This window comes from Anaerorhabdus sp. (assembly GCF_036657415.1).
GTDB lineage: Bacteria > Bacillota_I > Bacilli_A > Erysipelotrichales > Erysipelotrichaceae > Anaerorhabdus.
Map to the genome: position 1 here is coordinate 1 of NZ_JAVXGL010000060.1, position 11,719 is coordinate 11,719.

Consider the following 11,719-nt stretch of genomic DNA (forward strand, 5'->3'; position numbering starts at 1 on the left):
CAAATTGCATACTTCCACAAAATGCAATGGCACTCATGAGTACAGCCCAAATGGCAGAATAACCTTTTGTTTGCATAAGGACCCCATAGGCCATTCCTAAGACTAAAAATCCAGTTAATACTGGAAGAGTATGAGGAAATGCAGTTTTTAATGATAATTTAAATTGTTCTATTTTTTCATTTTTCATAGGCTATCTCCGATATGATAAGAAAGACACTCGCGTGAATGTCTTTAATTTTCTGATTTGAGTTTTTGGAGTTCCTTACTAATAGCGGTAGGTGTTTGAAGAATAATTTGAGCAGCACGATGAGCAAGTTGGATACTATCAATAAGTGTCAAATTTCTAACTAATCCATAAAGTAATCCAGCTAGGAAAGCATCACCAGCTCCGATGTCATTATTTGTTTCTATTATGTTTGTCTTAATAGGAACTTTGCCATCACGTGTATAAAGAGTCGCACCATTTTTATCTTCGGTTACTATGACCCATTGAAGTCCGGTGCTGAAATCCATCTTTTCTTCTTCAAATTCGTCAACATTTACTACTATACCTTCAATATAACGAAGTAACTCCACAGAGGGAATAAATCCACTGATGATCCATCGCGTAGAAGATGTATTATGAAATAAATCATATAAGAATTTCTCATTCATTTGATCAGTAATTGCGAATGAATCATTAAATAAACTGTAATCAATTGAATCTTGTTCATTGAATAAGAAATCAGGAGTAATAGAGGATAAAAAATATTGCACATTATCAGCGTGGATACTTTGGAAAACAGGTGTAGGTTTATCCACAAGAATCGTATGGAGCTCCACTCCAAGTAGACTAAGTTCATCTTGAAGCTCTGTGGCTTTTGAATCATTTCCTATCTTAGTAATAAAAATAGGATTACAGCCAAGACATCCTAAGTTATAACTTACATTGTGCATTGAACCACCAAAATTAGATGTAAAAGTCCCTTTATTACAATGACTAGGATGAATTTCTTCAGCCATAAAAATATAGTCTTGCATTGAAGTACCAATCAAAAGAATATTTTTCATAGTTTTTACCTCTTTGTCTAATGATAACATAAATCATGATATAATTGAAAAAAGAGGTGGAAAAATGATAAGAATTGGTCAATCAAGTGACATACATCGTTTAGTAGAAGAAAGAGATTTAATCTTAGGCGGAGTTAAGATAGAACATACAAAAGGACTAGAAGGACATAGTGATGCGGATGCACTATTACATGCGATTGCTGAAGCTATTCTAGGAGCTTTAGCATTGGGTGATCTAGGAAAACATTTTCCTGATACAGACCCACGGTATAAAGGTGCAAATTCTTTGGATTTATTACGTGCAGTAAAAATGTTGATGAACAAGGAAGGCTATACGATTGGAAATATAGATTCGTTAATTATGATTGAAAAACCTAAAATGGCACCACATATTGATGAGATGAGAAAAAATATTGCGAATGCATTAAATTGCGAAATATCACAAGTTAGTGTTAAAGCAACACGAGGAGAAAAATTAGGATTTGTTGGAAGAGAAGAAGGAGTCTTGGCGCAGGCGGTAGTCCTTTTAGAAAAATAGCGGAGGGAAATATGTTTCGGATATTAATTGTTGAAGACGATGAAGTAATAACTAAAACCCTGCAAAAACAAATTAGTATGTGGGGATATGAAGTAAAAAATATTGAAGATTTTAATAATGTATTAATAGAGTTTAATGAATTCAATCCACATCTAGTCTTAATGGATATTACATTACCATTCTTTAATGGATATCACTGGTGTAATGAAATAAGAAAAACATCTAAAGTACCAATTCTATTTATTTCTAGCGCATCAGATAATATGAATATTATTATGGCTATCAATATGGGTGGAGATGATTTTATTGCGAAACCATTTGATTTAAATGTACTTACGGCAAAAATTCAAGCAATGTTACGGCGCTCATATGATTTCAGCACAAATCAATCTATTTTAGAGGCTCATGGTGTAACGTTGAATTTAAATGATACTTCACTTATTTATGGAAATCAAAAAATAGATTTAACTAAGAATGAGTTTCGTATCATGTCTACGTTAATGGAAAATAAAGATAAATATGTATCACGTGACGAAATGATGCAAGCCTTGTGGGATACAGATGAATTCATTGATGATAATACATTAACAGTTAACGTAGCGCGTTTGCGTAAAAAATTAGAAGAAGCAGGATTAGAAGAATTCATTATAACAAAGAAGGGTATCGGATATCGAATCAAGGAATAAGATGAAAACATACTTAAAAGATAAAATAAAGAGTATAGGGATTAGTTTAGGATGTCTTTTAATACAAACAATCGTATTGTTTTTATTTGGCTTGGATTTGTTTGTTGTGGGATATGCATTTTTGTTGTGTCTTATTTTCATAGTAATATCTTTTTTAGTTGATTATGCTTACTATCGAAGAAAAAGAATTAAATTACAGGAATTGATTGGTAAACAAGGATTAGAAATTGAGGAGTTTCCAAAAAATAAAGATCCATTTGAAAAAGAATATCAAGAAATAATAGAGTTACTTATAAAAGAGAAAAACGAACTTGAATATGTATTGAGCAATAGTATAACAGACAGTAATGATTATTTTACAATGTGGGTGCATCAAATAAAAACGCCAATTGCGGCAATGCGATTACTTTTACAAACAAGTGATCAAGTTGATAAACAAGAATTAGAAGAACAGTTATTCAAAATTGAACAATACGTTGATATGGTCTTACAATATATTCGAATGAAAGAATCTAACCGAGATTTTTTATTTGAAACAATAGAATGTGATCAAATAATTAAGCAGTCGGTAAGAAAATATGCGAAATCTTTTATTCGTAAAAAAATAAATTTGAATTATGAGCCAGTAAACTTTTCAATTATCACAGATGAAAAATGGTTGTGTTTTGTGGTTGAGCAGTTATTATCAAATGCAATTAAATATACACCGGAAGGTGGAACAATTACAATTACACATGAATGGAAAGTTCTTATTATTAAGGACACCGGAATAGGAATCAGTAAAGAAGATATACCACGTATTTTTGAAAAAGGATTTACAGGTTATAATGGACGTATTGATAAGAAGTCAACAGGTATTGGACTTTTCTTATGTAAAACGGTTTGCGATAAGTTAGGACATACTATAAAAATTGATTCTTCAGTAAAAGAGGGAACAATAGTAAAAATAGGTTTAGATTCGTACCTTACAAAATAGTAAGAAAAAGATGAGATTTTGTAAGCCAAAATTAAGGTATAGAAATCTCATTTTTCTTATGATGATAGTGTCAGGAGGAACAAGAATATGAAAATATTAGAAGTTAGTAATCTTAAAAAAGTTTATTCATCTCGTTTTGGAGGGAATAGCGTACAAGCATTATCCAATGTATCATTTACTGTTGAAGAAGGTGAATATGTAGCTATCATGGGTGAATCAGGCTCAGGTAAAACAACGCTATTGAATATTCTTGCAGCTTTAGATAAACCAACATCAGGAGAGGTTTTATTAGCAGGTAAAAGCATTTTAAAAATAAAAGAAAATGAGATGTCAGCATTTCGTAGAAATAATTTAGGATTTGTGTTCCAAGATTTTAATCTATTAGATACATTCTCAAATAAAGATAATGTTTTTCTACCGCTTGTCTTATCAGGTAAGAAATATCACGAAATGATAGAAGCAATTACCCCTATTGCAAAACAATTAGGAATTATGGATATCCTCAATAAATACCCTTATGAAATATCAGGTGGTCAAAAACAACGTATTGCGGTTGCGCGTGCATTGATTACTCATCCTAAAATTGTATTGGCGGATGAGCCAACAGGTGCACTCGATTCAAGAGCTACTGATCATTTATTACAAATATTTAATGATATTAACCAATTAGGTCAAACAATTTTAATGGTAACACATAGCGTTAAAGCAGCAAGCCATGCAGCACGTGTATTATTTATAAAAGATGGTGAAGTTTTCCATCAAATATACAAAGGTAATATGACAAATGAACAAATGTATCAAAAAATTTCAGAGTCATTAACAGTACTAGCCACAGGTGGTGAAAGAAATGCGTAAGTCGCTTTATCTTTCACTCGCTGTTCAAAATATCAAAAAGAATTATCGTACTGTTATTCCATATCTTTGTACATGTGTTATTACAATTATGATGTTCTCAATTCTTGATTCATTAAGAACATCTGCTATAATCTTGCAAGGAGTTGGTGGTGGAACTATGTCTGTTATTCTGCTACTTGGTCGTGTGGTTGTAGGAGCTTTCTCAATTTTATTTATATTTTATACAAATAGTTTCTTGATTAAAAAAAGAATGAAAGAGTTTGGTGTTTATAATGTTTTAGGCTTAGAGAAAAAACATATTATACTAATTATCAGCTATGAAACTATTATTTTGAGTGTATTGTCTTTATTGCTTGGTCTTTTTCTTGGTGTAGCATTTAGTAAAATATCACAATTATTATTATTTAAATTGATGGGATTAGCTGCAACGAATGAGTTTACATTGTCTATTTCATCAATTATTCTAACTTGTGTTGTCTTCGCTGGCATTTTCTTTCTTGTATTCTTAAATACAATCAGGATGATTGCGAAATCAAATCCAATTGAATTGATTCGTCAAGAATCAGCAGGAGAAAAAGAACCTAAAGCGAATTGGTTAGTAGCTTTAATTGGATTTATAACATTAGGTGCAGGGTATTATTTAGCTCAATCGATTGATGATCCAGTTATGGCAATTATGTTATTCTTTTTGGCAGTTATTCTTGTAATTGTAGGAACATTCTGTTTATTCACTTCAGGCAGTATTGTCATTTTAAAAGCACTAAAGAAAAATAAAAAATTCTATTATAAAACAAAAAACTTTACAGCTGTTTCAGGAATGATATATCGTATGAAAAGAAATGCAGCAGGACTTGCGAATATTTGCATTCTTAGTACCTGTGTATTGGTTATGATTTCAACAACATTTTCACTTTATTTTAATATAGGAGATATTGTTGATAAAAGATTCGTTAGAGATATTTCAGTTACTGCAAGATCAGTGCCTAATGAAGAAGTAGTTATCGAAACGGATAGTTTAGTAAATAGTGTATTAGAACAAAATCAAGTGGTAGGGAAAAATGTGTCGAACTATAAGTATGCACAATATGACTACTCTAATATAAATGGAAAATTAGTAAAGTATGAGGACATTAATCCAGTTATTATCATGACAATATCATTATCAGAGTATAATCGATTAACCAATGACAATATAACACTTGCGGATGATGAGTTATTAATGCTAGAAACGAAATACTTTAAAGATAAAGATACTTTATCAATTAATGATGTTACTTACAAAGTTACAACAATAAAAGATGATAAGAATGTTATCGATAGTTTCGTATACTACGCAACACCAATATATGTTGTTATAGTAAATGACATGGATGTATTTTATGCAAACAGTAGTGATAACTATGTAATTACAAAATATATATACATGGTGGATGTAGATGTAGATGATGAGTTAGAAACATCAATTACTGATCAAATTCGTGAACAAGGAAAATTGGATATTTATCAAAGTCAATATAGTGTAGATGGCAAAATTCAAAATAGTCAGACATTCTTTGAATTGTATGGATCATTACTATTCATAGGTGTTTTCCTAAGTGTCTTATTTTTAATCGCAACAGTGTTAATTATTTACTATAAACAAATTACTGAAGGATATGAAGATGTAAGACGTTTCGACATCATGAAGAAAGTGGGTATGAGTCAAAAAGAAGTATCTTCATCGATTCGCCGTCAAGTGTTAATGGTATTCTTTATTCCAATAGTGATGGCAACGATTCATATTGGTTTTGCTTTCAAAATGATTTCTCTCATGGTTGGGGCACTAAGTATGAATAATACAGAACTATTCTTCTATTGTACATTGTTTACAGTGGTGATATTCAGTGCTGTTTATGCGATTGTATATGCATTGACTTCAAGAACTTATAATCATATTGTAAATCAAAAATAAATAGAGATTGGTATAAAAGTGATAGCTCGTGTGTTTATTAATTTTATTGAAATGATATAATGTAGTCAATTAGGAGAGTGTTCAGTGAACACACGTGAAAAGAGAGGGGTGCTTCCCTCTCTTTTTGCTATAGCCGTAGTCCTTCTAATTAAATTTTATTTAATCTTTATCTTTTGATTTCAATAAATAAATAAGAATAAGGATTAAGGTGATAAATTCCACAATAACCCTTTCTTTAATTAGGAGGGGTTCAGCCATAGCATTTTTTGTGGTAGGTACATAAAGGACCTCCACTTATTGATTCGCAAAAAAACTAATAGTCCTAAAATTCACTTGTGTGTTGACTCTACCATTACTGGATACTTTAAGATGAGTAAACAAAGGAGGAAAATAAAGTGAATGTAGTAAATGTACAAAATATTTCTAAACATTACGGGAATAAAAGCGTAGTGAAAAATGTATCATTTGTAATTGAGAAAGGAGAATGTTTTGGGATACTTGGTCATAATGGTGCTGGTAAAACAACAATTGTCGAAATGATTTTGGGGCTAAAGAAAATAGAGAAAGGAGGGGCAATTAAATTATTAGGAAATGATATGCATGTAAGAAGGCGAGAGTTATTTAACTTGGTGGGTGCACAATTACAAGACTCTTCCTACCCATATAAAATAAAAGTAAAAGAAGAGTGTGAAGAAAGAGCTGTTCTTTATAACTGTGAGATTGATATCGAAACACAACTAAAATTATTTTCATTGTTTGATTTAAAAAATCGTGAAGTTGAAAGTTTGTCAGGTGGAGAGAGACAACGTTTGTCAATTCTACTTGCGACAATTCATGATCCAGCAGTTTTATTTTTAGATGAACTAACAACAGGATTAGATGCGGTAGCAAGAAGGGAAATTTGGAAGTATTTAAATGGATTAAAAAATAAAGGAACAACTATTATTTTAACTTCACATTTTATGGATGAAGTTGAAGCTTTATGCGATAGCGTAATACTTCTTCGTAATGGTGAAATTTTGATACAAGGAAAAGTTGATGAAGTCATTCAAGCAACACCTTACAAAACAATGGAAGAAGCTTATTTATGGTATATGGGGGAGGATAAATTACTATGAAGAAATTTCTAACATATATAAGAATAGAAACATTGTTGTCAATTCGCTCAATTGATGGAATATTCTTTGGCATTATAATGCCATTAGGACTTGTGGCACTAATTGCCGTTGTAAGTGGAAGTACACTCACAGCAGCAGGTTATTCCTTTATAGATGCTTCTTTTGGATCACTGATTACGGTAGGAATTTGTGCAACTGCTTTCATGGGGATACCCTTAACAATTGCCAACTATCGTGAAAAAAAGATATTAAAACAGTTTTTTATAACTCCAATTCGTCCGAGTTTCATTTTATTCATTAATACACTCTTGTGTGCGTGTATATCAGTTATTTCAGCTATTGGTGTTTATTTATTACTACATTATTGTTGGGGATTTGAAATAAAAGGAAATACAGTAATAGTGATTCTATCATTCTTTCTAACGATGTTTGCGATGTATGGAATAGGAATATTTATGGCAAGTGTATGTAGAACACAAAAAGTTGCGAATTTAGTTTGTACACTAGTATACTTTCCGATGCTATTACTATCGGGAGCAACTATACCTTTTGAAGTCTATCCTGTAGCAATACAAGAAATAGCTCAATTCTTACCATTGTCAGTTGGAATTGAATTATTGAAAACTACATCACTAAATCTTCCCAATACAGATTTTACAATGAATATGTTTTACTTGATTGTTTTAGGAATTGTTAGTATAGTTTGCTCAATAAAAATCTTTAAATGGGAGTAGGAGGAAAATATGTTTCGTATAGGCGAATTTGCAAAAATGGGTCAGGTTTCAATTAAAACTCTTCGTTATTATGATGAGATTGATTTACTAAAACCTCAAGAAATTGATGTGATGACAAATTATCGATATTATACAACGAAACAACTTGTTCAACTTCATGAAATCCAATTCTATCGACAAATTGGATGTTCTATTCAAGATATTAAAAAAATTATAAATGGTGAAAATGAAACAGATATTTTAATGTGCAAGCGACAAGAAACATTAAATGAAATAAGTAGATTAAATCAACAAATGAAACAAATAAATTATCGTATAGAAAGTGAGAAAACAATGGAATATAAAGCAGTACTTAAGGAAATACCAGCATATACAATTTATGCAAAGAAAATGATAGTTTCAGATTATGCGGACTATAGTAAAGTAATACCAGAAATTGGGGAGGCAATGAGAGAATTAAATCCAGATTTAAAATGTGCTTCGCCAGAATATTGTTATATATCTTATCTTGGAGAAACTTGTGATGATGCGAATTGGGAGATTGAATATTGCGAAGCAGTTGAAAAAATAGGTATAGCTCCAGAAGGGATTGAGTTTAGAAGAACTGAACCAATTACTGTTGTGTCAGTGATGCATAAAGGAAGTTATGCGGGACTTCGTTTAGCGTTTATTTTTGCGACAAACTGGGCAGTAGAAAATGGGTATAAAATGTGTGGGTATCCACGGGAGAGTTATATTGATGGAATGTGGAATTTTGATGATGAGAATGAGTGGTTAACTGAGGTTCAAATTCCAATTGTAAAATAAGAGAGGGGAGTTTCTCCTTTCTTTTGTTTTATTTGAATGAAATAGTGTAAAATAAAAGTACGGAGGATTTCTCATGTTTAAAAAGTTAGATGAAATTAAAGTGTTAAGAGATCCAATTCATGGGTATATACACATCGAATATGATGTAATATGGCGATGTATGAATAGTCGTGAATTTCAACGATTGCGACGTATCAAACAATTAGGTGCATCATATATGGTTTACCATACTGCTGAACATTCTCGTTTTGCACATTCTCTAGGAGTATATGAAATTGTAAGACGTATGCTTACAGAGAATAATGAAATTGGTTCGTCGATTTCAGAGAAGGATAAAGTTGCGGTAATGCTTGCGGGTTTACTTCATGATATTGGTCATGGTCCATTTAGTCATGCCTTTGAGTCTATTTGCAATACGAACCATGAGGAGTTTACAGAGCGAATTTTATTAGAAGATACTGAAGTTCATCGCATCATAGAAAAGACGCATACAGGATTAAGTGAGGCTGTAGCGAAGATAATTAATCACACACATCCAAACGGTTTGCTTACACAGATGATTAGTGGTCAATTCGATGCCGATAGAATGGATTACTTATTAAGAGATGCATATTTTACTGGAACAAAATATGGTGAATTTGATCTAGAAAGAATTCTTAGGACGATAAGAGTTAAAGATGGAAAAATGGTTGTAAAAGAAACGGGTATTCATACAATTGAAGATTACATCATGGCTCGTTATCACATGTATTGGCAAGTCTACTATCATCCAACTGCACGTAGCTATGAAGTTATTCTAGCGAACTTATTTAAACGTTTAAAAGATTGTAAGAAAGAGAATCCAAAATTATTGAAAGAGATACCGCTTTTTGATGCTTTTTTATCGAAGAAAAAGATTACAGTGAAAGACCATTTTCTTATGGATGAAAATACTTGTTTTTATGGTTTTAGTTGTATTGCAAATAGTGATGATAAGATTGCAAGTGATTTAGCTAAACGATTACTTAACCGTAAACTTTTTAAATATCAAGATGTCATTGATAATAAAATGATTGATAAGATGAGAAATAAACTTACAAAACGAGGATATGATTTACGATATTATTTCGCAACTGATGAAGTTAAACAGCGACCTTACCAACCGTATAAAGGTGATGAGTTATCGGCCATTTGGATATTAATGAATAATGGTAAAATACTTGAACTTTCAGAAGCGAGTAATATTGTTCATTCACTAGTTCATGGTGAAAATAAAAACGAAGAGAAGATGTTCTTTCCGATTGATTGAAGATAAGACAGGAAAATCTCCTGTCTTTTATATTGCGCAATATAAAAGGCTTGAAAAGGTATATGATATCACAAGATGTAGTGTTGAAAAATTTTGATTTAATAGTCTTGACACTATTCACTTATTAAGTATAATCAATGCAGGAGAACTTTATGGAACAAACTCAAGGATACTGCATTATCCATCAAACAGATTGTATGGAAAATACAAAGATTGTATTCTACGAAGGACAAGCTTTGATAAGTGAAAATAGTTTATTCTTTTGCGAGAATGAGAATGAAAATACATTTACTTATGTTGCTGATGAATTTCATATTAAGCGTACCGGTGAAGTTAATACGGATGTACATTTATATCTTTATCAGCGTGGTGAAGCGACTGTCGAAAGTGAATATGGGTTACTCGTGTTTGATACCGAAATAGTAAACTATGTAGTTCAAGATGATGATTGGACAATAGAGTATAAAGTTCTGCATGGAGATGATGAAGTTTTACATACAAAAATAGAATGTAAGATTTTAAAAAATTAATTTTATTTACATTTGATATTGACTTCTTCAACAGATGTGATTTAATATCTCATGAAATAGAAATAAAATGTTTTAATTGATTAGATGTATAGGAGGAGTTCACTTGACTTATCAATCAATGACCGACGTTGCACATAATGTACTAGCTAAACGCAAAAAAGGTGTTGAGTTCAACAAACTTTGGGGCGAAGTTTCAGATACATTAGGATTCGACACAACGATGCAACAAAGAAAAATTGCACAATTTTACACAGAGCTTATGCTCGATACAAGATTTACATCGCTTGAAGATAACAAATGGGATCTTCGCTCTCGTCATTCGTATAATGAAACACACATCGAAATATTAGATATTGATGATGATGATTTTGATGAAGAATTTGGCGATGATGGCGATGAAGAAGATGGCAAGAGAGATCTTGTTGAAGATGAATATTAGGCAGTTAATCTGCCTTTTATTATAGAGGTGAAACAATGATTAAAACAATGATTTGGGATTGGAATGGAACGTTGTTGAATGATGCAGAGTGTTCATTCAATGTTTTAAATGATTGTCTAAGAAAAAGAAGTTTGCCAGAACTTAAAGAAGTTGAAGATTATAAAAATATTTTTGATTTTCCAGTTATTAAAGTTTATGAAGCTGCTGGTTTTGACTTTGATAAAGATTCATTTGAAGATTTATCAGTGGAATATACAGAAGGTTATCAAAATAGTTATCTCAACTATGATCTTCATGAACATGTGATTGATATTTTAAAGAATAATATCAATCAAGGAATTATGAATGTATTATTATCTGCATCGCAAATTGATATTTTAAAAAAACAAGCGAATGAATACAAATGTGATATGTATTTTGAAAAGATATTAGGTTTAGATAATATTTATGCTCATTCAAAAGTTGAACTTGCGAAGGAATTTATGAGAGAATCCAATTTAGATGCAAGTGAAGTTGTTTGGATAGGAGACAGTATTCATGACTATGAATGTGCTAAGGAATGTGGGACACATTGTATCTTAGTTGCGAATGGTCATCAAACAAAAGAAAGATTAATTCCTACAGGAGCTATGGTTGTTGATACCATTGATGACGTAATTAAAAAGTGCCAAGAGTTTAACTCTTAGCACTTTTTTTATTATGTGAGACAAAGTCGAACATAAAAACCACACGCTAAGCGTGTGAGAA

Annotated in this window: 14 protein-coding genes; 12 read left to right on the forward strand and 2 right to left on the reverse strand. The window is 31.4% G+C overall.

Annotation, left to right across the window (positions count from 1 at the left end):
- Together RSB60_RS08530 and RSB60_RS08535 are read right to left on the reverse strand one after the other, a co-directional pair.
- On the reverse strand, positions 1-187 hold a 187-nt coding region (locus tag RSB60_RS08530), incomplete at its 3' end, for an AzlC family ABC transporter permease (RefSeq protein ID WP_332615738.1).
- A 44-nt stretch (positions 188-231) separates the two neighbouring features.
- Positions 232-1,050, reverse strand: coding sequence for a carbohydrate kinase family protein (locus RSB60_RS08535; protein WP_332615740.1), 819 nt, complete (start codon positions 1,048-1,050; stop codon positions 232-234).
- A gap of 64 nt (positions 1,051-1,114) precedes the next feature.
- Between RSB60_RS08535 and ispF the strand changes: the two genes are divergently transcribed.
- From ispF to RSB60_RS08595, 12 genes are all read left to right on the forward strand, one after another.
- Positions 1,115-1,588 carry a 2-C-methyl-D-erythritol 2,4-cyclodiphosphate synthase gene (gene ispF, locus RSB60_RS08540; protein WP_323381320.1) on the forward strand — a complete coding sequence of 158 codons (474 nt, stop codon included), beginning with the start codon at positions 1,115-1,117 and terminating at the stop codon, positions 1,586-1,588.
- Between the two features lie 11 nt (positions 1,589-1,599).
- Positions 1,600-2,274, forward strand: coding sequence for a response regulator transcription factor (locus tag RSB60_RS08545; protein ID WP_332615742.1), 675 nt, complete (start codon positions 1,600-1,602; stop codon positions 2,272-2,274).
- Between the two features lies 1 nt (position 2,275).
- The gene (locus tag RSB60_RS08550) at positions 2,276-3,250 is read left to right on the forward strand and encodes a sensor histidine kinase (protein ID WP_323381318.1); all 975 of its coding nucleotides are present in this window, start codon (positions 2,276-2,278) and stop codon (positions 3,248-3,250) included.
- An 87-nt stretch (positions 3,251-3,337) separates the two neighbouring features.
- The gene (locus RSB60_RS08555; protein ID WP_323381317.1) at positions 3,338-4,105 is read left to right on the forward strand and encodes an ABC transporter ATP-binding protein; all 768 of its coding nucleotides are present in this window, start codon (positions 3,338-3,340) and stop codon (positions 4,103-4,105) included.
- Positions 4,098-6,056, forward strand: a complete 1,959-nt coding sequence (locus RSB60_RS08560) for an ABC transporter permease (protein ID WP_332615745.1) — start codon at positions 4,098-4,100, stop codon at positions 6,054-6,056. The genes RSB60_RS08555 and RSB60_RS08560 overlap by 8 nt, the downstream gene beginning before the upstream one ends.
- A 395-nt stretch (positions 6,057-6,451) precedes the next feature.
- Entirely contained in the window at positions 6,452-7,174 is a 723-nt protein-coding gene (locus tag RSB60_RS08565) for an ABC transporter ATP-binding protein (protein WP_332615747.1), read from the forward strand.
- Complete coding sequence (locus tag RSB60_RS08570) at positions 7,171-7,908, forward strand: ABC transporter permease (protein ID WP_332615748.1); 738 nt, start codon at positions 7,171-7,173, stop codon at positions 7,906-7,908. Before RSB60_RS08565 ends, RSB60_RS08570 begins: the two co-directional genes overlap by 4 nt.
- A gap of 9 nt (positions 7,909-7,917) precedes the next feature.
- A complete protein-coding gene (locus RSB60_RS08575; protein ID WP_332615750.1) occupies positions 7,918-8,715 on the forward strand; it encodes a MerR family transcriptional regulator in 798 nt (265 codons plus the stop codon).
- Between the two features lie 73 nt (positions 8,716-8,788).
- Positions 8,789-10,003 (forward strand): HD domain-containing protein, encoded by a 1,215-nt coding sequence (locus RSB60_RS08580; RefSeq protein ID WP_332615752.1) that lies wholly within the window; start codon positions 8,789-8,791, stop codon positions 10,001-10,003.
- A 152-nt stretch (positions 10,004-10,155) separates the two neighbouring features.
- On the forward strand, positions 10,156-10,533 hold the full coding sequence (locus tag RSB60_RS08585; RefSeq protein WP_332615754.1) for a hypothetical protein: 378 nt from the start codon (positions 10,156-10,158) through the stop codon (positions 10,531-10,533).
- Positions 10,534-10,636: 103 nt separating this feature from the next.
- On the forward strand, positions 10,637-10,972 hold the full coding sequence (gene rpoE, locus RSB60_RS08590) for a DNA-directed RNA polymerase subunit delta (protein ID WP_323381310.1): 336 nt from the start codon (positions 10,637-10,639) through the stop codon (positions 10,970-10,972).
- 35 nt (positions 10,973-11,007) lie between these two features.
- Positions 11,008-11,658, forward strand: coding sequence for an HAD family hydrolase (locus RSB60_RS08595; protein ID WP_332615756.1), 651 nt, complete (start codon positions 11,008-11,010; stop codon positions 11,656-11,658).
- Positions 11,659-11,719: the final 61 nt, after the last annotated feature.

Coding starts and splice junctions, on each gene's coding strand:
- RSB60_RS08535 (WP_332615740.1), bottom strand. CDS start 1,050: ATGAAAAATATTCTTTTGATTGGTACTTCAATGCAAGACTATATTTTT.
- ispF (WP_323381320.1), top strand. CDS start 1,115: ATGATAAGAATTGGTCAATCAAGTGACATACATCGTTTAGTAGAAGAA.
- RSB60_RS08545 (WP_332615742.1), top strand. CDS start 1,600: ATGTTTCGGATATTAATTGTTGAAGACGATGAAGTAATAACTAAAACC.
- RSB60_RS08550 (WP_323381318.1), top strand. CDS start 2,276: ATGAAAACATACTTAAAAGATAAAATAAAGAGTATAGGGATTAGTTTA.
- RSB60_RS08555 (WP_323381317.1), top strand. CDS start 3,338: ATGAAAATATTAGAAGTTAGTAATCTTAAAAAAGTTTATTCATCTCGT.
- RSB60_RS08560 (WP_332615745.1), top strand. CDS start 4,098: ATGCGTAAGTCGCTTTATCTTTCACTCGCTGTTCAAAATATCAAAAAG.
- RSB60_RS08570 (WP_332615748.1), top strand. CDS start 7,171: ATGAAGAAATTTCTAACATATATAAGAATAGAAACATTGTTGTCAATT.
- RSB60_RS08575 (WP_332615750.1), top strand. CDS start 7,918: ATGTTTCGTATAGGCGAATTTGCAAAAATGGGTCAGGTTTCAATTAAA.
- RSB60_RS08580 (WP_332615752.1), top strand. CDS start 8,789: ATGTTTAAAAAGTTAGATGAAATTAAAGTGTTAAGAGATCCAATTCAT.
- RSB60_RS08585 (WP_332615754.1), top strand. CDS start 10,156: ATGGAACAAACTCAAGGATACTGCATTATCCATCAAACAGATTGTATG.
- RSB60_RS08595 (WP_332615756.1), top strand. CDS start 11,008: ATGATTAAAACAATGATTTGGGATTGGAATGGAACGTTGTTGAATGAT.